This is a genomic window from Staphylococcus gallinarum, assembly GCF_029774255.1.
Taxonomy (GTDB): domain Bacteria; phylum Bacillota; class Bacilli; order Staphylococcales; family Staphylococcaceae; genus Staphylococcus; species Staphylococcus gallinarum.
This window is the reverse complement of record NZ_CP069082.1, coordinates 430,745-452,551: the sequence shown is the minus strand read 5'-3', so window position 1 is coordinate 452,551 and position 21,807 is coordinate 430,745. Positions and strand designations below refer to the sequence as shown.

General features: G+C 33.6%; 18 protein-coding genes. 7 read left to right on the top strand and 11 right to left on the bottom strand.

All coding sequences use genetic code 11. The features are described 5' to 3' along the window. The first annotated feature begins 98 nt into the window (after window positions 1–98). Window positions 99–1,268 (top strand): hydroxymethylglutaryl-CoA synthase, encoded by a 1,170-nt coding sequence (locus JN168_RS01865; RefSeq protein ID WP_042740353.1) that lies wholly within the window; start codon window positions 99–101, stop codon window positions 1,266–1,268. A gap of 185 nt (window positions 1,269–1,453) precedes the next feature. Here JN168_RS01865 and JN168_RS01860 read toward each other — a convergent pair whose 3' ends face one another. Continuing rightward, a complete protein-coding gene (locus tag JN168_RS01860) occupies window positions 1,454–1,987 on the bottom strand; it encodes a methylated-DNA--[protein]-cysteine S-methyltransferase (RefSeq protein ID WP_229366532.1) in 534 nt (177 codons plus the stop codon). A 114-nt stretch (window positions 1,988–2,101) separates the two neighbouring features. On the opposite strand from JN168_RS01860, the gene JN168_RS01855 reads away from it, so the two are divergent. Then, a complete protein-coding gene (locus tag JN168_RS01855) occupies window positions 2,102–2,392 on the top strand; it encodes a YrhK family protein (protein ID WP_042740355.1) in 291 nt (96 codons plus the stop codon). 101 nt (window positions 2,393–2,493) lie between these two features. Here JN168_RS01855 and JN168_RS01850 read toward each other — a convergent pair whose 3' ends face one another. The 7 genes from JN168_RS01850 to JN168_RS01820 all read right to left on the bottom strand — a co-directional run bounded on the left by JN168_RS01850 (window position 2,494) and on the right by JN168_RS01820 (window position 13,197). Next, the gene (locus JN168_RS01850) at window positions 2,494–3,900 is read right to left on the bottom strand and encodes an MFS transporter (RefSeq protein ID WP_279526126.1); all 1,407 of its coding nucleotides are present in this window, start codon (window positions 3,898–3,900) and stop codon (window positions 2,494–2,496) included. A 236-nt stretch (window positions 3,901–4,136) separates the two neighbouring features. After that, window positions 4,137–4,832: an alpha/beta hydrolase gene (locus JN168_RS01845; protein WP_232155445.1), complete on the bottom strand. Its 696-nt coding sequence runs from the start codon at window positions 4,830–4,832 to the stop codon at window positions 4,137–4,139. A gap of 42 nt (window positions 4,833–4,874) precedes the next feature. Beyond that, window positions 4,875–5,339 carry a hypothetical protein gene (locus JN168_RS01840; protein ID WP_229366530.1) on the bottom strand — a complete coding sequence of 155 codons (465 nt, stop codon included), beginning with the start codon at window positions 5,337–5,339 and terminating at the stop codon, window positions 4,875–4,877. A 225-nt stretch (window positions 5,340–5,564) separates the two neighbouring features. Further along, window positions 5,565–6,740, bottom strand: a complete 1,176-nt coding sequence (locus JN168_RS01835; RefSeq protein WP_279526125.1) for a M20 family metallopeptidase — start codon at window positions 6,738–6,740, stop codon at window positions 5,565–5,567. A 90-nt stretch (window positions 6,741–6,830) separates the two neighbouring features. Continuing rightward, a complete protein-coding gene (locus JN168_RS01830; protein ID WP_042740359.1) occupies window positions 6,831–8,219 on the bottom strand; it encodes an MFS transporter in 1,389 nt (462 codons plus the stop codon). 409 nt (window positions 8,220–8,628) lie between these two features. Then, window positions 8,629–10,899, bottom strand: coding sequence for a transcriptional regulator AryK (gene aryK / locus JN168_RS01825; RefSeq protein WP_279526124.1), 2,271 nt, complete (start codon window positions 10,897–10,899; stop codon window positions 8,629–8,631). A 135-nt stretch (window positions 10,900–11,034) separates the two neighbouring features. Further along, the gene (locus JN168_RS01820) at window positions 11,035–13,197 is read right to left on the bottom strand and encodes an MMPL family transporter (RefSeq protein WP_411841288.1); all 2,163 of its coding nucleotides are present in this window, start codon (window positions 13,195–13,197) and stop codon (window positions 11,035–11,037) included. Between the two features lie 163 nt (window positions 13,198–13,360). On the opposite strand from JN168_RS01820, the gene JN168_RS01815 reads away from it, so the two are divergent. Continuing rightward, window positions 13,361–13,912, top strand: a complete 552-nt coding sequence (locus tag JN168_RS01815; RefSeq protein ID WP_042740362.1) for a TetR/AcrR family transcriptional regulator — start codon at window positions 13,361–13,363, stop codon at window positions 13,910–13,912. Between the two features lie 263 nt (window positions 13,913–14,175). Here the strand turns inward: JN168_RS01815 and pruA are convergent, their stop codons facing one another. Then, entirely contained in the window at window positions 14,176–15,720 is a 1,545-nt protein-coding gene (gene pruA, locus JN168_RS01810; RefSeq protein WP_042740363.1) for an L-glutamate gamma-semialdehyde dehydrogenase, read from the bottom strand. Window positions 15,721–16,046: 326 nt separating this feature from the next. On the opposite strand from pruA, the gene JN168_RS01805 reads away from it, so the two are divergent. Both JN168_RS01805 and JN168_RS01800 read left to right on the top strand, forming a co-directional pair. Further along, window positions 16,047–17,117: an acyltransferase family protein gene (locus tag JN168_RS01805; protein ID WP_232155447.1), complete on the top strand. Its 1,071-nt coding sequence runs from the start codon at window positions 16,047–16,049 to the stop codon at window positions 17,115–17,117. Window positions 17,118–17,201: 84 nt separating this feature from the next. Next, window positions 17,202–17,987: a putative hydro-lyase gene (locus JN168_RS01800; RefSeq protein WP_279526123.1), complete on the top strand. Its 786-nt coding sequence runs from the start codon at window positions 17,202–17,204 to the stop codon at window positions 17,985–17,987. Window positions 17,988–18,043: 56 nt separating this feature from the next. Here JN168_RS01800 and JN168_RS01795 read toward each other — a convergent pair whose 3' ends face one another. Continuing rightward, window positions 18,044–18,607, bottom strand: coding sequence for a sugar O-acetyltransferase (locus JN168_RS01795; protein ID WP_229366527.1), 564 nt, complete (start codon window positions 18,605–18,607; stop codon window positions 18,044–18,046). A gap of 76 nt (window positions 18,608–18,683) precedes the next feature. Then, window positions 18,684–19,877, bottom strand: a complete 1,194-nt coding sequence (locus JN168_RS01790) for a DUF819 family protein (RefSeq protein ID WP_229366526.1) — start codon at window positions 19,875–19,877, stop codon at window positions 18,684–18,686. A gap of 151 nt (window positions 19,878–20,028) precedes the next feature. On the opposite strand from JN168_RS01790, the gene JN168_RS01785 reads away from it, so the two are divergent. Beyond that, window positions 20,029–21,450 (top strand): SLC13 family permease, encoded by a 1,422-nt coding sequence (locus tag JN168_RS01785; protein ID WP_042740367.1) that lies wholly within the window; start codon window positions 20,029–20,031, stop codon window positions 21,448–21,450. 131 nt (window positions 21,451–21,581) lie between these two features. Next, on the top strand, window positions 21,582–21,788 hold the full coding sequence (locus tag JN168_RS01780) for a hypothetical protein (RefSeq protein ID WP_042740368.1): 207 nt from the start codon (window positions 21,582–21,584) through the stop codon (window positions 21,786–21,788). Window positions 21,789–21,807: the final 19 nt, after the last annotated feature.

Sequence of the window (21,807 nt, the reverse complement as noted above, 5' to 3'; positions counted from 1 at the left end):
ATCTCCTTTGTAACTATTTTTAAATTATTGTATTTTCTTCGTTTGATTTGGTATGATACAATTGCTTATTTATATACAGAAAGGTGTCGATACGCTTTATGACAGTTGGTATTGATCAAATTAATTTTTATGTTCCAAAATTTTATGTAGACATGGCCAAACTTGCCGAAGCTCGTCAAGTTGATCCAAATAAATTTTTACTCGGTATTGGGCAAACTGAAATGTCAGTAAGTCCTATGAGCCAAGATATCGTGTCTATGGGTGCAAATGCTGCCAAAGAAATCATCACGGATGAAGACAAAAAACAAATTAGCATGGTTATTGTTGCAACAGAATCTGCTATTGATTCGGCTAAAGCATCTGCAGTCCAAATACATAACTTGCTAGGTATACAACCATTCGCACGTTGTATTGAAATGAAAGAAGCTTGTTACGCTGCAACGCCAGCAATTCAGTTAGCTAAAGATTATTTAGCTCAACGTCCAGACGAAAAAGTATTAGTCATCGCCAGTGATACTGCACGATATGGTTTAAATTCTGGTGGTGAGCCTACACAAGGTGCAGGTGCTGTTGCCATGATAATATCACAAAACCCACGTATTCTTGAACTAAATGATGATGCAGTTGCATTTACTGAAGATGTATATGATTTCTGGCGTCCAAGTGGCCAACCTTATCCACTTGTTGATGGTGCATTATCAAAAGATGCTTACATTCATTCTTTCCAAGAAAGTTGGAATGAATATGCACGCCGTCACAATAAATCGCTCAGTGATTTTTCATCATTGTGCTTCCATGTTCCATTTACAAAAATGGGTAAAAAAGCACTTGATTCTATTCTAACAGATGACATTGACGAAGATACAAAAGAACGTTTAACTACTGGCTACGATGCAGCAACATATTATAACCGCTATGTAGGTAATATTTACACTGGTTCTTTATATCTCAGCCTCATTTCATTATTAGAAACTCATAACCTTTCTGCTGGTGAAAACATTGGTTTATTCAGTTACGGTTCTGGTTCAGTCGGTGAATTCTTTAGCGGAAAATTAGTAGAAGGCTACCAAAATGCTTTAGATATTCAAGGCCATAAAGATTTATTAAATAACCGTACTGAGATTTCAGTAGATACGTATGAAACATTCTTCAAACGTTTTGACAACTTAGAATTTGATCATAAAACTGAATTAGATAATGAACAAAATAGTATTTTCTACTTAGATAGCATCAATGATCATATCCGTAACTATAATACCTTAAATTAATGCTTAAATCACTTAATCTTATCCTGTGAATTAAGATTGTGATAAATTATTTAGGACAGATACTTACGAAAACTAAATGCATAAAAATTCGCCGCTACATGCTCATAAACATTTTGAGCTAAGCGGCTTTTTTATTTTTCTGCTACTTGCACTTAATACTAATGACAGTATACAAATTTAGTACATCATGGTTTGGTACTAAATTTAGGTCTATAGTAATTAGCCATATTCATTTGTTCAATTTTAAACAAGGCTATTTTAGTGTCTATTCCGCCTCCGTATCCCGTTAGATTTCCATCTTTTCCTACCACTCTATGACATGGAATAATAATAGAAATTGGATTACTACCAACGGCACCGCCAACAGCCTGAGAAGACATCTTCTCCTTGCCTAGTTGTCGTGCAATGTCTTGTGCAATATCTCCATAAGTAACGGTCTCGCCATATGGTATTTTAAGCAACAAATTCCAAACTCGCTTTCGAAATTCCGTTCCTTCAGGAGCTAATGGAAAGTTTATCTCTGGATTATTTCCTGAGAAATAGTCATTTAACCAATTGCTTACCTTATCAAATACAGGTAGCTCAGCCTCTCTTAATGTTTCATTATATTGTTGTTCAAAGTCTTTATGCTTTGGCAACCACAATCCAGTTAGATTAGTACCATCAGACGTTAAAGCAATACGCCCAATTGGTGATTCATAATATGTTTTATAATGCATAGCACACCCTCATTTCATTCCCCAATTATTAATATCATCATAATGCTCACAGCGTTTGATGTAAACTAATTGAGGGAACGATTGCTATATCTCAAAGAAAAGAGGGATGCTCAAATGCCAAGTAAAAATAAGTTGAACAAACTAAATAGAAACGCCACAAATCCTGATCTTAACTTTAATCATCATACACAACCTACACGGCTTACAATGATTTATAAAGCTCTTTATCAATTAAATGATGTTATTTTAGGATTAGTCTTTTTAGTTGGTAGTTTGCTCTTTTTCAATAGTGCAACAACCTTTAGCGGAACCGTACTCTTTGTCATAGGGAGTATTCAAATGACCATTCGACCTCTAATTGCTTTTGCTCATGATGTACACTTAGCATTTAAATACAAATCATAAACAAAACAAAAGGTTGAACATTATTCATTGTCTAAATCGTCTGTTACATCATGTGTTAACATCCATTTAGTTACAACTCATTGTTCAACCTTTGATACTAACTATCTACTATTTATAACCGACCCCTTCACTGACCGTGTTGGTATCACAATTGCACTTGCACAAACTGCTCCAAAGATAAGCATACTACCTACAATAAAACCAACTCCCGCCGCTACATGTACGCTATATCCTCCTTGCATCACACCAGTAAAAAGAGAAGTCATAATCGCAATACCAAATGCACCACCTAACGTCGACCCCATCTTAAAAATTCCGGATGCTACTCCAACCTTATCCGGGTCAGTCGTTGATACTGCTGTACTCAATGCTGGCGTAGCAAATAGACCTGTCCCTGCACCAAACAGTACAGAAGCAATCAATGCTAATACAATATATTGTGTAGCGTTTAAAAAGGTACAACTAAATAATATAACACCTAAAGCAGTCAATATCGGTCCTACAATCATTGCACGTTTCGCACCAAAGCGCTTGATACTTTTTTCTCCTAACCGTATGACAACGAGTAAAGCAATCAAATAAGGCAATGTAATTAATCCAGCATATAAAGGACTTAAGTGAATTCCAGATTGGATATACATATTTAACAACGCAATCACACCAACCCCTGTATTTAACAAGAAGTTTGCAATCACTGCGCCAATATATGGCTTATTCTTAAATAGTTGTAGATTGATGAATGGCGTCGACTGTCGTTGTTCAACATAATAAAATAAATAACCACAAATAATAAATACCCCTATACATATGAAGGTAATTGCGCTCAACCAACCAATCTTATAGCCTTGCGTAATCACGAAACTTATACTCGCAATCATCACAATAAATAATACTAAGCCTTTGATGTCAAATTTGGTTACTTTAGCGTGTTTTTCAAACTGCTGGTTAGATAAATTTTTAAATAAAAACAAGGCACATACCGAGACAATAATCGAAATCATAAATATCGCTTGCCAATTAAAAAATGTTGCAATTGCCCCTGCGAAAAATGAAGAAAGTCCTGTACCGCCAAATGCACCTATTGACCAAAAGCTTAAAGCACGTTGTCTTGAAGTACCTTCAAAGTAATTATTGACCATCGATATTGTTGCTGGCATTAAAATTGCTGCTGACAATCCTTGAATCATTCTTCCAACTAACAACAGCACAACACTATTTGTAATGATTAACATTAATGAACCAACTATACTTAATACTAATGCAATGCGTGTCATCTTTAACATACCGTATCTGTCTGAAATATTACCTGCGACAACCATAAATACCCCTGTCACAAATGAAGTAAGGCTGATAGAAATATTCACTATATCTGGAGAAGTGCTGACAGTGCCTTGTACTTTTGGTCCAATATTAAGAAATGACTGTGCAAATAACCAATAGGTCAAAATTGCCAGTACAATACCTAACAATAATTGCTGCTCACTTATATTTTTGTTTTGCTGTTTCATAAAGTATCCCCCACCCTTAGTAAAATAGTTAAAACAAAAAGTCGTTGAACATAAAATAAAAACGAGGTTGTGAACTGTAATGTTTCTCAACCTCGAACTTTTATTACTATATTGCATTATTAATGCAATGCAATTCAACTTATACTTTTTACCTTAGCACTATTCATACTAAAAAGTGTTTATTTACAACTTAGTTTCAGGTGCTATAAACAATCAACAGCAATATTTTTACAAAATCAGTATATTTTTTTAATTGCCTTAGCAAAATACTTTTTAAAGAAATGATCCCTATGCAGTCCTTTTCTATTTTGGATAAACTGCAATGTCGTTTCTTCAGATATCAATAGTTCATCTAATATATCAACGCCACGTTCTGTATTTGGTACCATATAACGATTTAGATGTGTGCTATCTATACCTTCAAGCGCACCGACATACCAATAAATATGTTGTGTTGTTTCAATAATCGTTTGATGTCGCATAAATGAAATGAAATTCGGATACCAAATTGAAGGAGATAATAATATATAGTGACCGAATACATCATGATATTTAAATAAAGCATATAAGGAAACCAATCCTCCAAATGAAGCACCAGCTATACCGATTTCCTCTCTCTTATCAGATATATTAAAGCATTTTCTCATATAAGGAATGAGTGATTGTACAATCCAATTTAAATAAGCATCGGCTTCACCAAGATAACGCTTGCTAGATACCTCTTCTGGCCACGGTGTGTATTCCGCCGTTCTATCATGAGGTAATACCCCCACGAAAATAACTTCTGCTTCAACATCCTTAAATAAATAATCACCATCTTGTACAATAAGGAGTGGATAGTTTCGAGTTGAATTATTAAAATAACTTTTCGGCAACTTCACCTTGAGCTCAAAGCTATCGTAACAAAGATTTAACCTTCTCATATTCATCATTATCGCCTACTTCCCTCTCTGCTATCCTACTCACTATTTATATCATTGAAAATTATATAACTTAATATCATTTTCCTTGGCATATTCTAAAGCAAGTATTTCAAGCAGATTTATTAGTGCTGGATTCCCTTTAACTTTAATGTATTGAAACTTTAATTGATAATCTTCCGCTCTAAAATCCTTCGACTCAATTTCAGTAATATTTTGTTGTTCTAAAAATGCTTTTCTAAATTTAGCTGTACCTGCTTCTGATCTCGAATTAAATTGCGCTAATTTGTCGTTTAAATCCTTTTGCGTCAATTTATATCCTGTCATATAACCTCCGGCTTGCCCGACAAACAATGGCTGCTTATTATTAAAAATAACAAATACACCTTTTTGTTCCTTCACTTTACTTCTACTATCCTGATCAAACTTTAATGCTTTAGATTTATCGTATTTAAATAACTTTTTTAACGATTTATTATATGTTTCAAGCAAACTTGTCAGTTTCTTATCTCCATTCATCTTCCATCATCCTTTGAATAAATTCTTATTAGTTTATATATACACTCAAATATACAATATTAAACTAGATGGAAGATACACCCGCGTTGATGTATAAGCATAACAAATAACCCTAATTACTATTTAGAAATGACATTAAATATTCACCTCTTATAAAATGTTCACCTTAACAAAAATAGGTTGAGACATTATGCCCCAACCCTTGTTTCTAATATTTACAATTGATTATTTCAAGTAATTTAATACAGTTAAGCCAACCGCTTCAGCAGCAACTCTCATAGATGACTCACTGATATTAAATTTCGGATGATGATGCGGGTAAATCTTGCCATCCTCAGGTGCAGCACCAGCATAGATAAATGCACTAGGTAGTTCTTTCGCATAATATGCAAAGTCTTCTGATGGTGGTTGTGCTTCACATCGTTCAACGTTCTTGATAGCATCCGTTTCTGCATTATTAATAGAGTCTACTACAAATGTTGTAAATTCAGGGTCATTATATAACGCTGGATAATCATCGTGATATTCTAATTCACAAGTCACTCCAAACATTGCCTCTAAACCTGTAGATAAGCGATGTACTTCATTTTTAATTGTTTGCTTTGTGTCATCTGTTAAAGCACGTACATCCCCTTCGATTTCAACACTGTCTTTGATTACATTAAATTGCCCTTTACCATCGAATGAACCTATCGTTACTACACCTGTTTCAAATGGATTTAAACGACGAGATACAATTGTTTGTAATACAGATACAAAATGCGCACCTGCTACAATCGCATCATTAGCAGAATGAGGTGAAGAACCATGTCCTCCTTGACCAATGACTTTCAATTTAAAGAAGTCTCTGCCTGTTTGGACATTTTTTTCACGATAATATATATTACCTGCTTCCATGTTACTCATCACATGTAAGCCTAACACATGATCAACACCATCTAACACGCCATCTTTAATCATACCTTGTGCGCCACCTGGTGGTACTTCTTCGGCAGGTTGATGTATGATAACTACTTTACCTTTAAACTCGTCTTTTAGTTCAATTAAAGTTTCAGCCAAGATCAACATATATGCCGTATGTGCATCATGACCACACGCATGCATAACGCCCTGTGTTTTCGATGCAAAGGATAGACCTGTTTGCTCTTCAATTGGTAATGCATCAAAATCAGCACGAATCGCAATCGTCTTTCCTGCCTTACCACTATCTATCGTTACTTTAACGCCATTTGGACCCACATTCGTTTCAACTTTACAATCTTTATCCTTGTAAAAATCAGCGATATATTTCGGTGTTGCTTCCTCGTGAAATGACAGTTCAGGATGTTGATGTAAATATCTTCGTATATCTATCATACGTTGTTCTTTAGTTTTTAATTTTTCTATTAATGCATTCATCATAGTGCATTCCTCCTATATAGCTTAATACGTAACATACTGTTATTTTCTGACTAATTCTTTAAAAGTTAAATGTTTAAATGCTCTAAAAAATTAATATTTTTTGGTTGTTGGGACAGTAAATACAATGATTACGAACGACAAGATTGCCATTAATACATTGAGCCATAGTCCAACAAGTGCACCAACATGAATATTTGTCATACTTGACACAATGCCAAACAATGCACCTGACAAAGCAATACCAAATGCACCGCCAAGAGATGACGCCATTTTATATATTCCCGAAGCTACGCCTACTTTATCTTCTGGAGAGTTTGATATTGCCATATCTGTTGAAGGCGTTGCATAAAAACCTAGTCCTAAACCATATAATAAATAACCTACAATACATACCACGACATAGACCATATTAGGTAAAAATGTAAATGATATTAAAATAATACCAACCATGTTACAAGCAGTACCTAACAACATCGGTTTTTTAGCGCCAACCTTTTGTAACACCTTTTCCCCAACTCGAATCATAAACAATACTGTAATAAGATACGTAATTGACAACAGTCCTGTTTGGAAGGCGTTAAATCCAATACCTCTTTGTACAAAAGTATTTGCTACTAATAGTGCCCCTGCGACACCATTTAATAGAAAGTTAGATAATGTAGCACCTGTATAGGCCTTATTTTTAAATAATTTAAAATCAATCAACGGATTGTTAATTTTATTTTCAACTTTAATAAATGCCACAGTAGATATAATAAATACTACGATGAGTACTAGTATAATTGGAGAAAGTAACCCAAATGTTGCACTTTGCGTAATCACAACATTAATGCTTAACATCATGACTACAAAAAGAATTAATCCTAAGAAATCAAATTTACTTGCAACATTGCCTTTAGATTTTGTTTCTGGTGTTCCTTTAATCAGCAACATTGAAATTAATGCAATGATAATTGAAAGTATAAATATCCAACGCCAACCAATAAATGTGGATACCATGCCACCAAATAATGATGCTAATCCTGAGCCACCCCAAGATCCAATAGACCAAAAGCTAAGCGCACGTTGACGCTCTTTCCCTTCGTAATATGCCTTCATAATTGCCAACGTTGCAGGCATAATCGCTGCTGCAGATAAACCTTGTATAATTCTTCCTAAGATTAAGAATAATGGGATATTGGTACTTATAATCAAGAGCGATCCTATAATACTTAACCATAACCCTATATAAGTTACTCTTACACGTCCAATTTTGTCAGCTAAACTACCTGCACCTACGACAAACATGCCGGAAAATAAAGCGGTAATACTTACTGCAATACTAATCGTACCAATATTACTATGGAATGAACGTTGTAATTCAGGTACAACATTTAATAGTGATTGCGCAAATAACCAAAACGTAACTACACCTAACACAATACCTAATATCAGTTTATTATCACCTTTATAGTGCTGTGTATTGACCTCTTCTGCCATAAACTTGTCCTCCTATAATAACCATGTCTTAAAATACAATTAATGCTTTAGACATTTCTTAGTTCAAAAATCATTATAGAGAACGTGCTTCGGACGATATATGCCATTTTTGCTATCAACCATGATAATTTATGACAGATTTTTCACCTTAGTAAAATAAAGCAAATTTGAGTCATTCATTTTTGTTATTTGCAAAACATTCACGGCTATTTCCTGTTTTTTCTATTACCTCCTTCAATTTTTATTTGATTTATATTTCAAAGATATCAATAACTGAGACGGCACCAACGTTATCACTATAGATCGTTGCAACTCATGCATAATACAAATACTTTTACACTAATTCGATTCATACAAATAATGCTTATTGCTTGCGCCTGTTGCAATAAATCACATGTTTTCTTATACCCTATATATATTTCTTAAATTCAATTATATGTATTGCATTAGTTGTCAATTTTATATGATACGTAAAAAATGACAATACCTCTACCTCATTAACCTTTAATTGAGGATAGGTGATTCGATTGACATAATCTATTGTTTCTTGGTCCATGCCATGTGTTGTATTGTATTGTTGCCATATTTTATATAGCGCGCCATTATTTTTATCTAAGGTAAAGTGCTTAACTTTATACTTTCCAGCATCCATATCACGGATATTAATTTGATATTCACTATGATTTAACTGTTGTCGCCCATTCTTTGTTATAAAGTAAGGATTATAATGCTCTGCATCCCAAAGAACAAGTTGAAAGTGTGCTTTATCACCAACAACTAGACAATAATCACATTGATACATAATTTGCTTGAACAAACGTTTATAAAACATACTTGTGAAGTACGCCGGACGTTTAGCATCAAATTGATGATAGAGTTCTATGCCCCCCACTTGTGATGGTCTGGCATCACTATTAAAGGCTTGATGAATTTCGAAATTAAGCCAATACCCTATGTAATCTATCTCATGATTAATTTGTAACAATTGCTCAAATATAATTCCCGCTCTAAAGTATTCACCATTTGTTAGATTCGTATTACCTGTAAGCGTGTTCCAATTCAGTAACGTAAATGATAATGTACGCTGCCTTGATTGTAGGTAATGCTTCAACTGACGTATTTGTTGCTGTATATGCTTCTCTGCTAAATTAAATTGTTCACTTTCTAATGATTGAAGGTCTATCACATCATTTTGATTCGCTGAAAACGCGACTCCATCTATCAATTCTAGATAACAATCTATATCTTGATCCAAGTGCGCTAAGTCAAGCACAGGTATATTAAGTACCATTTTTACTTCTACAAAATACGCTTTAAATAACTTGCTTATATCCAAAAATTGTTGTTTATCTCCACTTTGGATATAGATTACTAACTGTAAAGCAGTTTGGTGTGTATAGACATTACACATATGTTTAATCAATTGTTTCAATTCTTTAAAATACTGCTTAAATTGAAACGCCGACTGTGGTGGTACAAGTTCTATCCCTAAAGCAATACCTTTCATCATCAAATAATTTAAACTTTCATCAATATGCATATATGGATGCACATGAGGGATTTGTTCATCACTGTCCATATAAGTTTGATTTAATCCACCTACAAATATCGGATCTTTAATGATTATATGGCTTACCCCCATGTCTCGCTCTATTTCATTTAATTGTTGTTTATAGCGCTCAACTAGTAAGTTATCCAAAGTTCCTATTTGTACGACTTGATTAATCGGTGTCAATACCTTGTTGCTAGATTTTAATTGTACATTGATAACCTTTTGCGCTTCAGGTGAGTGCACAATATTATCCATATTTTGATTTATAAATAGTGATAAATAATACAAATATTTTTGATAATTATGTGGTTCTTTTATATGTTCTAATGTTGTATATCGTCTCGATTCATGAGACTGCTTTCTGTATTCAGAAGGCGTTTGTTTCATCTCTTGTCTAAAATATTTAATTAGTAAATTAGAAGAATTGAAGCCATTTTTAAAGGCAATTTGCATAACTGTGAGTTGTGTATGCAACAAATCATCTTTCGCATGTTCTAAGCGAATTTGGTTAATATAATGCGTGAAGCCAATACCCATTTGTTGTTTAAATTTACGTGATAAATATGACACACTTACATCAAAGTGATCAGCAACTTCATTCAAAGTTATCGGTTCACTATAATAATGTTTAATATAATCACAAACTGCTGCAATACGTTTATCTTTATTTTTGACTATGGTTGTAGGTTCTTCTTTAGTTGGTATATAACGTATGATGATAAAAAGTAAATCTATCATTTGTTGTGCGATATAAAGTTGATGAAACCGTCCTTTTCTAATAAATACTGTACCTATTTTGGCAATAGTATGTCCTAACTGTTGATATATTGTATCTTGTAGTTTTTTTCTTTTTAATATAAAATATTTCCCAATATCTTCTGATAACGTCATCTGTAAGTAATTTTGTAGAATATGGATACTAATATAATAACAATCTGCTAATTCTTTGAATTGGTATGTTTCATTATGGTTAATAATAAATATTCCACCCTTAGGATAAATGGTCGATGTATATCCCTGTTCTACAGAAAGTGAACCATTTAATACCAAGACGATTAACATACCTTTATTAATCCGCCGTGTACTATGCATCGTGTCATTAAATGTTATATTGTATTCGCTGTTCATATTTCACCTCATCACAATATATTTTCAATGACTTTACATATTTTTTCTATAAAATATTTATTTTGTTGATTTTTAGACAAAAAAAGTAGCCCGACCATTTCGTCGAACTACTTTCATGTTGTTATACTTCAATCATTATTTTTTAGTATTTTTCTCTTGTAATGCATGTCCTTCAATATCAATATTCGGCATAATACGATTCAACCAACTTGGAACATACCAAGAAGCTTTGCCAAATAACGCAGTTAACGCTGGAATAAGCATTAATCTCACAATAAAGGCATCAAATAATACACCAAACGCTAATGATATACCCATCGATTTAATCATTACATCTTCTTGGAATACGAAAGCAAAGAATACACTAAACATGATTAATGCAGCAGCTACAATCACTGGTCCACTTTCCTTAATTCCTACTCGAATAGAGTGTTTATTTTGACCCGTTTTACTATACTCTTCATGAATACGTGACATTAAGAATACTTCGTAGTCCATGGCTAAACCAAAGAGTAAACCAATAGCAATTACTGGTAAGAATGCCAATAATGGCCCTGTTTCACTGACGCCAAATATATTAGATAAGAAACCTTCTTGCATAACTAATGTAGTAAAGCCAAGTGTTGCCGCAAGAGACAGTACGAATCCGAGTACTGCCTTTAACGGTACGATAATCGAACGGAATACAACCATTAATAATATAAAGGCTAATACAACGATAACACCAGCAAATAACGGAATTGCATTATTTAATTTTTGCGACATATCAATATTAATTACACTTTGACCTGATACTTCAGTTTTGAAATCATAGTCTTTTTTAGCAGTATCATTATAATCACGTAAGTCGTGAACGAGATTATTTGTAGATTCTGCATTAGGTCCTTTTTCAGGAATTACAGCAATTAATGCATAATCTTTATCTTTTGATAACTGTGGTGGTGTCACTAAATCAACATTCTTTTTATCTTTTAAGTCTTGTGACATTTTCTGTAAATCTTGTTTAAGCTGTTGCGGATTATCTTTCTTATCTTTAACATTTACAAGCATTGCAATTTGACCATTAAAACCTTCGCCAAATTTATCAGAAATAATATCGTATGCTTTTTTCTGTGTTGAATCAGCAGCCTTCACACCATCATCTGGTATACCAAGACGCATGTCTTTAATAGGAATTGCTGCTAAGACAAGAATAATTAAACCAATTAAAATTGCTACAAATGCTTTATCAACAACAAATTTAGACCAAAATGTATCAACATCATTTTTGAATTCTGACTTTGTTTTCTTAGGTTTAATTTGTTTATGGAATATACTAATTAATGCTGGTAATAGTGTAAGCGCACTTAATACAGCAACTAACACACTAATAGCGGATGCAAATCCCATTACCGCTAAGAAGTCGATTCCAACGAGTGATAGACCACATACAGCGATAATTACAGTGATTCCAGCAAAGATAACCGCACTCCCTGCAGTACCTACAGCCAAACCAACTGCTTTCACATGATCTGTTTCCGTCTTCATAATCTGTCTATATCTAAATAGAATAAATAACGCATAATCGATACCAACAGCTAAACCAATCATAATAGCTAATGTTAATGTTATATTAGGAATATCAAAGGCATAAGTTAACAATGAAATAATTCCGACACCGGTACCAAGACCTAGAATAGCACTGACAATTGGCATACCTGCAGCAATGAACGAACCAAATGTAATAAATAATACGACAAATGCAACAATAATACCAATTGATTCAGAAGAGCCGCCAATCTCTGTACTTTCCATACCTGTTCCCATACGCTCGACTTGAACATTATGTTCTTTTTCAATTTTGTCTATTTTATCTTTGACATTATCTCTAGATTTATCAGATAAATTCGTTGCAGAAACATCGTAGTTTACATCTGCAAAGGCAGTCGTTTTATCTTTACTAATCTGTTTACTCTCAAATGGATCAGTTACATTTTTAACATCTTTATCATCATCTTTAATATCTTTTAATGCTGATTTAATATCTTTTGTAACTTGGGGTTTAACAATGCCATTATCGGCATCACTTTTAAATACAACTCTAATCTGAGCTTTCTCACTATCTTGCCCAAATTCATCTTCAATTTTTTTATTTGTATCTAATGATTTCAGGCCATTCATCGTGATGTCATTATCAAATTTGGGTGAATTTAATGTCAACGGTGTAATAATCGCAGCCAGCAGGATAAGCCATGCAATAATGCTCCACCACTTATGTTTTGCGACAAAAGACCCTAACTTATACAAAAATTTTGCCAAACTATTTGCCTCCCTATTTAATCAACGTTATATTTTAAATATATTATGTAGATTATCTGTATCTTACATATTCATAGTAACATACTAATCATTTTTGATTCTTTTATAAAGAATTAATAATATAGAACTGTATATTTAAACTACACATAAGGAGAATTGTAGAATGAATGAAAATGATTTACGTGTGATTAAAACGAAACGCGCCTTAAGTCACAGTTTTTATACGCTTTTGGAAACAACACTATTTTCATCAATTTCAGTAAATCAAATATGTGAAAATGCGTTAATTCATAGAACAACATTTTACAAACATTTCTATGACAAATATGATTTACTCATTTATTTAATCACTGATTTAACCAAAGACTATTTTTCTATAGATTTAAAGGAACGTATCAATAGCCCCTTTAGCACTATGGAAAAAACGATTAACCACATTGATAAATTGAAAAAAATTGGTGATTTTCAACAAGGGGATAAAGAATTTGAACGAACTACTGGGAATCATTTTATTAAAGTAATCCAAGAAGATATTAAACAAAACATACATCGAATTGAAGTTGATCCAACGATACCAAAGGACTTAATTTTTTATATTTATGGTTCTAGCCTTTTCGGTATTATGGAATGGTCACGTGAAAATAATGCCAACTGTACTGCACAAGCGCTTGATGATTATTTTCATAAATTAATTAACATTAAAATAAAGGACTAAAGTGTTCTGATAATTAGTTATTAAGAACCTTACGCTTTCTCTATTAACAGCAGCAACTATCAAAATAAACAACAACATTATACGTTTTAACATAAAGGTATGAGCAACGGTCATCTTCTTTGTATTTTTTAATCTATATGCTTTAGCAAACTTATATGTTCAACACCCCAAAAATGCCACATACAAAAAGGGCACAACCGTCATAAAAACGGATGTGCCCTCTTTATTTGTGTATATCATTTATAATTTAGCAATAGCTAAATTTAGAACATCTCTGAAACTACCTTTTGTTCTAAGAAGTTTAATAAGTAGTCAGGACTTCCTGTCTTCGCATCTGTACCAGACATTTTGAAACCACCAAATGGATGGTAACCTACAACAGCTGAAGTACATCCACGGTTAAGGTATAAGTTACCTACATCGTATTCTTGTACTGCTTTGATCCAGTGTTCACGATTGTTCGTGATAACTGCACCAGTTAAACCGTAATCTGTGTCGTTTGCGATTTCAAGTAATTCTTCGAAATCGTTACCTTTAACGAAACCAACAACTGGTCCGAAGATTTCCTCTTGCATAATTTGATCACTTGATTTCAAACCAGAAATAATAGTAGGTTCAACAAAGTAACCAGTAGAGTCGTCTGCTCCGCCACCTTGTTCTAATTTACCTTCTTTACTTCCGATATCTATATAATTTTTAATCTTATCGAATTGTTTCTTATTAATTACTGGTCCCATGTACGTATTTGTTTCAGTATTACCAACTGTTAATTCTTTAGTTAATTTAACAGCCTTTTCTAATACTTCATCATATACATCTTTGTGTACAATTGCACGTGAACATGCAGAACACTTCTGACCTGAGAAACCAAATGCTGAAGTAACAATTGCTTCAGCCGCTAAATCAGTATCGATATTCTCATCGACAACAATCGCGTCTTTACCACCCATTTCAGCAATCACGCGTTTTAAGAACTGTTGACCTTCTTGAACTTTAGCCGCTCTTTCGAAGATACGTGTACCAGTAGCACGTGAACCTGTAAATGTTACAAAGTGTGTGTGTACACTATCTACAAGGTAGTCACCAATTTCTTTAGGGTCACCAGGTACAAAGTTTACAACACCTTTAGGTAATCCAGCTTCTTCTAAGATTTCTATTAATTTATAGGCAGTTAATGGTGTGTCTTCTGCCGGTTTTAACAATACTGTATTCCCTGCAACGACCGGTGCTAATGTTGTACCAGCCATAATTGCGAATGGGAAGTTCCATGGTGGAATCGTAACACCAGTACCAATAGGTTTGTAGAAGTAATGATTGTGCTCTCCTTCTCTATCCAATACAGGTTTACCATCTGCTAATTCCATCATTGATCTTGCATAGTATTCGATGAAATCAATACCTTCTGCAGCATCGCCAACCGCTTCATCCCATGGTTTACCTGCTTCATAAACCATTAAGGCTGAAATTTCTTGTTTGCGACGTCTGATAATTGCAGCAACCCTAATTAAAAATTCTGCACGATCTTTGTGTGTCCATTTCTTCCATGATTTATAAGCTTCATTAGCAGCTTCAAACGCTTTATCCACGTCTGCTTTAGTCGCTTTAGAGACTTCTGCAATTACTTCGCTAGTATTGGCAGGATTGATAGACTGATACGTGTCATCAGTGAATTTATGTTCACCATTAATAACTAATGGAATTTTTTGATTTAATTCACCTTTAACTTTTTTTAAAACCTCTTTGAATGCTTCGACATTGCTACCATCAGTGAAGTCAATGCCTGGCTCATTGTGATAATTAACTACCATTTTTCTACCCCCATGTTAGTTTGTAAATAGAAAACTGAAATGGAAATAATCCATTCTTTTTCATTGTATATGTATAGCACAACAAATGCAATCGCTTACAACCATTTTTGTGAAAATAAATAGTATATCGTCTAATTCGCATATTTAATTGTACTTTGTTATTATATTCCATAATATTTCCATATTTTAATAAAAATAAACATCAAAATATTTTAACAATTTGTAACTTAAAATTTACATTCACTTATAAACAGATATGTTACATTTGCGTATACGCTTTAATTTCTAATCATATAAACAGAGAAACATGAAAGGAAACATGCACAATGAAAACATATACCTCTGTTATTTTTTGGATGCGCACGATTGCTTGTTTAAGTATCGTACTTATCCATTCAATAACGACTACATTTAGTAAGATGGATTTTGTAGGACATAGTACACTGATCCGCATTATTCAGCTTTTACTTATGTTCAGTACGCCATTATTTGTATTCATTTCAGAATTCTTATTGGCGAAAAATTATCACGTTAAAACAAAACCTGGTTTCTTTAAAAACAAATTAATTTATCTAGGTATTCCATACCTATTTATAAATATTGGTATCTCGTTCTTTTATTTTAAACCTAAGCATTTCAGTGATTTTCTACATTATTTAAGCGAAACAATGTTTCATGGTGCAGCTGTCACATATTTCATTGTAATTATTTTCCAATTTTACATATTACATTACTTATTTTCTAAGTACCTTATAAAATGGAAACCTATCCCTGTAATTATTGGAGCAACTATATTCGCAACGCTTTACTGGGCATTTCGCCAATTCGTTCCTCAATCAGACAATCCTGTATTAGGATTATTTTGGGAACGCGAAGGCTGGATGTTGTTTTTAGGTTGGATTAGTTATTTCTTACTCGGTTTTTATACTGGAGTGTATTATGAAACGTTTATGAAAAAAATCAAAAATTATACCTGGGCTATCTTACTAGGTGCGGTACTTTCAATTGTGATTATGGTCGGTAATTATCTCATCGGTATCAGTACTTGGGTAGAATCTAAACGCTTCGATATCCCTTTTTATGTAACAATGATTATATTGGTCTTTTTCTTATTTTCATCTTATTTCAAATATGTACCAAAGTTTATTCTATTTATTAGTAATTACTCCTTTTGTATTTATTTAATTCATTATTTCTTTGTACATAATTTAGGTCTATTGCGCCAAGATAGTGCAGTACTTAATATTACGTTTAACTTTATCATCACCTTAACTGTATCTATATGTTTAGCTTATATATTCAATTTATTTAAATTTGGTAAGTATATCGTTGGTGGTATTGGTAATGTACAATATGATCATGTTTATGAAAGCTATAAACACGGTAAAATGGATTAAACATTAAAAATTGGTCATTTTTAATGACAAAAGGGAAATTCTGCTAAGATATAAATAATTCAGTTTAAACAAGGGGTTGTTATAATGAATTTACGTGATGCATCACCAAGCACTTTGAGAACTATGATTAGTAATAATGAACTGATTCAGCATACTAGTGGTATGGCAAAGGGTTACGTGCAAGCCAATGTTGTCATTTTACCTTCTCAGTATGCCTATGATTTTTTGAAATTTTGCTTTAGAAATCCGAAGACATGTCCATTATTGGATGTTTCTGAAAAAGGAAGCAAATCCTTTCCTTTCTATGGATCACAAGCAGATATAACGACTGAAGTAGCATCTTATAGAGTTTATGAACACGGTCAGTTAGTTGATGAACCTAACCGTATTGATCACTTATTTAATGATGACATGGTTAGTTTTTTAATTGGTTGCAGCTTCACATTCGAGCATGCCTTAATCGAAGCTGGCATTCCAGTTCGTCATATTGAAGAAAATCATAACGTACCCATGTTTGTAACTAATATCCCAGCAAATCAAAGTGGTCAATTTTCAGGTAATATCACTGTTAGCGTGCGCCCTATGACAATGATTCAAGCAATACAAGCCACTGAGATTACAACGCATTATGCAGATGTTCATGGCACACCAATTCACATTGGTTCCCCTGAACAAATAGGTATTAATAATATTACGCAACCAGATTACGGCGAACCTGTCACAATAAAGGAAGGTGAAGTCCCTGTATTTTGGGGATGTGGTGTCACACCACAATCAGTTGCATTAGAAGCGAAACCTGAGTTAATGATTACTCATGCACCTGGCCATATGTTTATAACAGATGTATTAGATAGTCAACTTAGAAATTAACTAAATGTCTCGTTAATAAAATGCGTTCCCATATTAGTATGGCAACGCATTTTTTATTACTCATTATTTATAGTTTTTATTACTTTAGCGGGCGTTCCAACAGCTAAGACATTTTCAGGAATGTCTTTAGTTACAACACTTCCCGCACTAATAACTGTTCCCGAACCAATCTTGACACCAGGTAGAACTACGACATTGGCGCCTAACCAAACATTATCTCCAATTTCAATCGGCAACGCTTGTTCAATACCACTGTTGCGTGCAGCTATTTCTAGTGGATGGTTGGCAGTATACAAACCACAATTTGGACCGATAAAGACATTATCTCCAATATTAATTGTAGCGCAATCCATCAAATAGCAATTATGATTTATAAAAACTTGTTTACCTAGTTTTATATTATATCCATAATCCACTTGAAATGGACTTAACAATTCTAATTGCTGTGGTTCATATTGAAATATTTTTTGTAATAATATGTGACGCTTTTCAACCTCACTCGGCTTGGTATAGTTAAGTTCACAACATAGATCCTTAACTTTAAGCCTTTCCTCACCTAATGACTCATCAAAATTAGCATCATACCATTCACCCGCTAACATTTTCTCTTTTTCGGTCAACATAATTCCTCCTTAAAATATACGAACACTTACCTCATATGAATCTGACTAAAGGCACACAACTCGTATCCTAACATCATTTAATTTGCATTAGTATGTGATACATAAGCGTCCCTGCATAGTTTCCAATGACATATCCCAATGTTCCAATGATTAATATGGGACCTACTAGCTTAGACCAACCTTTGCCTATAGCTAGTGCAGCTGCAGTCGTGGGACCTCCTGCCGTTGCGTTACTTGCCAATAATATTTCTTCTACTTTAAAATTCAACCACTTGCCTAACAATAAACTTAAACCTAAATTAAATATCAATATTATCATAACAAAGATAAATAACAATGGTGCTGTTTTAATAATAGTGACAAATGATGCTGGCGTACCGATAACCACAAAGAAGATATAAATTAAGAATGTCCCTATTTCTGAAGCCCCTGACAATTTTTCAAAGAAATCACCCCATAGCGCAACAACACATAAAGTCAATGTCGTTAATAATAAATATGAATCACCAAAGAATGACACGACTAACGTTAATAAAATATTAGATTTCGGTATCCAATGTTGAATAAGCTCTGATAATTTAAAACTTATCGCTACTAAAGTCACTGCACAGGCTACTGAACAGGCAATGTCGATTAAGGCAATCTTTTGAGGTGCAAAGCGCTGTTCCTCTGTCTTAGTGTTAGAGCTGTCATAGTCCGTATTGAAATATCTTTTTATCCAAGGTAGTGAAGGCAATGCAATTAATAACATAAAATATAATGCCATTATGCTATTATCAGCTACAACAGTCGATGAAATCATATCACTCGGTGTTGCAAATTTAGAACTTAACGCTGCAAAGTTAACGCCTCCACCAATGTAACTCCCAGTCATCATTGCGCCAATCTTTGCTAAATGCGGTATCCATTGATTTAACACTAAGAAACCAACTATCGTCCCTACCATTGTTCCTATCGAGGCAATCATAAATATGATTAATAACCTTCTACTTTCCTTCCATATCTTTAGTATGTTCGAACTAAATAATAATAGTGGTATTGATAAAGGCACGACATAGTCCCATACCGTGTCATACACCGGTGAGCTGGTTGGTATAATATGAAAGTTTGATAATAACATTGCCCCTACTAGTGCAATAATCGCACCAGAAATAATACTCGCAAAGCGATATCGTTCTTCTAAATATATACTAATAGTTGCCCAACCTATAATAATCGCCCACAATATCCAGGTATCATCTTTTGCTACTAATGTTCCTACTATCATCCTAATCCCCCCATTGAGCTTATAGTCAAAATACTAAATGACGATAATCATTTACTCAATATATTTTTTAAATTTTCAGAAAATAAATTGTCTAAACGTACGGTTACTGATATTCTTATTTTGAGAATGCATCAAACAAGGGGGACGTAATATGAAAGAAAGAATAGGTCTTATTCTCGGACCACTATTATTTATCATTTTTTACTTCATTCCTGGGATTACAGGTCTAGATGATGCACCAAGAGCAGTACTCGCAGTTACATTATTTGTAGCGACTTGGTGGATTACTGAGGCCATTCCTATCCCTGCTACTTCATTATTACCATTGTTATTACTACCGTTAACAGGCGGCACTGATGAAAAAATTGCATCAAGTGCCTATGCAGACCCTATCGTCTTTATGTATATGGGTGGATTTATTATCGCATTGGCCATTGAGAAATGTAACTTACATAAGCGTATTGCTATGACTATTATTTCAATGATGGGCGCAAATAGTAATCGCATTATATTGGGGACAATGATTGCTACTGCCTTTATTTCTATGTGGATTTCTAATGCTGCAACTGCACTTATGATGTTACCCATTGCACTTGCTTTGATACAAGAAATTCAAGAAGCACAATTTTTAAAACCAGAATCAACACATAAATTTAGCAAAGCTTTATTATTAACTGTAGCTTATTCAGCGTCAATTGGTGGTTTGGCTACTTTAATCGGTTCAGTACCAAATGCTGTTTTCGCTGCAGTAGCCGCCTCTAGTTTAGATAGAAAAATTTCATTTGCTCAGTGGATGATTTTTGCGGTGCCTGTGACTATCATCTTACTTGTTATCCTATATTTCATGTTAACAAAATGGCTATTTAAGGTTGACGATGCCGAAAAAATTTCTTCTGATTTTGCCAAAAAGGCCTTACATGATTTAGGTCCTATGAGTCGCGAAGAAAAACTGACAGGATCGGTATTTTTATTAGTAAGTTTGCTATGGATATTCGGTGGTCTGATACCTGATTCTATTCATGTATCAGATACCGTCATTGCCATATTAGGTGCAGTATTATTATTCTTAATACCATCAACTAAACATAAAGGTGGACTCCTTGTATGGGATGATATGTCCCAATTACCATGGGGAATATTATTACTTTTTGGTGGTGGTTTATCATTAGCAGCCGCATTTGAAGATTCTGGACTGACAAAATGGTTTGGTGGCATGTTAAGTATCGTCAAACCATTACCATTGATTCTAATCGTAATCGTAATCACAACAGGTATCTTATTCTTAACCGAAGTCATGTCTAACACTGCTGTTTCTAATATGTTGATGCCAATAAGTATTGGTTTTGCTGCTGCAATAAGTAAAGATCCATTTATCATTATGGGAATCGTCGCACTATCATCTACTTGCGCATTTATGTTACCAATATCCACACCACCAAATGCTGCAGTATTTAGTTCTGATGAATTAGAAATGAAAGATATGGTGAAAGCAGGTTTTATCTTAAATATTTTTGCTATCATCGTTATATCACTCTTTGCTTATTTCTGGTTACCAATCGCATTCGGCATATAAGTTTGATATATAACAATAATCGTCAAATTGCTACTGCTGAGGTATGATGTAACATCTATACTGCGGACGCATGTCAAATACACTGGTACACATTATAATAAGTATATAAACTTATAAAAGGAGCAGTTATTATGAAGACATTAATCAAAGGTGCTATTGCCATCCTATTAATCTTAGGTGTTGTTAAGACCTTTCAAGACCATGATTTAACAAATGAAGCGACAAATTATTATCAACAATTTAGAGATGGCGAAGTACTTCAAAATATTGAAAACATTAATTTCGACTCATTAAAAAATATCAATTTTGATAACCTTAATCCTTCAGATTTCTTTTAAAGTTTAGCTCGTTATAATG

Bases quoted from the DNA above. Each gene is read 5' to 3' on its own strand.
- JN168_RS01840 (WP_229366530.1), bottom strand. From the start codon at position 5,339: ATGAATGGAGATAAGAAACTGACAAGTTTGCTTGAAACATATAATAAA.
- JN168_RS01780 (WP_042740368.1), top strand. From the start codon at position 21,582: ATGAAGACATTAATCAAAGGTGCTATTGCCATCCTATTAATCTTAGGT.
- JN168_RS01830 (WP_042740359.1), bottom strand. From the start codon at position 8,219: ATGGCAGAAGAGGTCAATACACAGCACTATAAAGGTGATAATAAACTG.
- JN168_RS01835 (WP_279526125.1), bottom strand. From the start codon at position 6,740: ATGATGAATGCATTAATAGAAAAATTAAAAACTAAAGAACAACGTATG.
- JN168_RS01850 (WP_279526126.1), bottom strand. From the start codon at position 3,900: ATGAAACAGCAAAACAAAAATATAAGTGAGCAGCAATTATTGTTAGGT.
- JN168_RS01785 (WP_042740367.1), top strand. From the start codon at position 20,029: ATGAAAGAAAGAATAGGTCTTATTCTCGGACCACTATTATTTATCATT.
- JN168_RS01800 (WP_279526123.1), top strand. From the start codon at position 17,202: ATGAATTTACGTGATGCATCACCAAGCACTTTGAGAACTATGATTAGT.
- JN168_RS01790 (WP_229366526.1), bottom strand. From the start codon at position 19,877: ATGATAGTAGGAACATTAGTAGCAAAAGATGATACCTGGATATTGTGG.
- pruA (WP_042740363.1), bottom strand. From the start codon at position 15,720: ATGGTAGTTAATTATCACAATGAGCCAGGCATTGACTTCACTGATGGT.
- aryK (WP_279526124.1), bottom strand. From the start codon at position 10,899: ATGAACAGCGAATACAATATAACATTTAATGACACGATGCATAGTACA.
- JN168_RS01815 (WP_042740362.1), top strand. From the start codon at position 13,361: ATGAATGAAAATGATTTACGTGTGATTAAAACGAAACGCGCCTTAAGT.
- JN168_RS01855 (WP_042740355.1), top strand. From the start codon at position 2,102: ATGCCAAGTAAAAATAAGTTGAACAAACTAAATAGAAACGCCACAAAT.
- JN168_RS01860 (WP_229366532.1), bottom strand. From the start codon at position 1,987: ATGCATTATAAAACATATTATGAATCACCAATTGGGCGTATTGCTTTA.
- JN168_RS01865 (WP_042740353.1), top strand. From the start codon at position 99: ATGACAGTTGGTATTGATCAAATTAATTTTTATGTTCCAAAATTTTAT.
- JN168_RS01845 (WP_232155445.1), bottom strand. From the start codon at position 4,832: ATGATGAATATGAGAAGGTTAAATCTTTGTTACGATAGCTTTGAGCTC.
- JN168_RS01805 (WP_232155447.1), top strand. From the start codon at position 16,047: ATGAAAACATATACCTCTGTTATTTTTTGGATGCGCACGATTGCTTGT.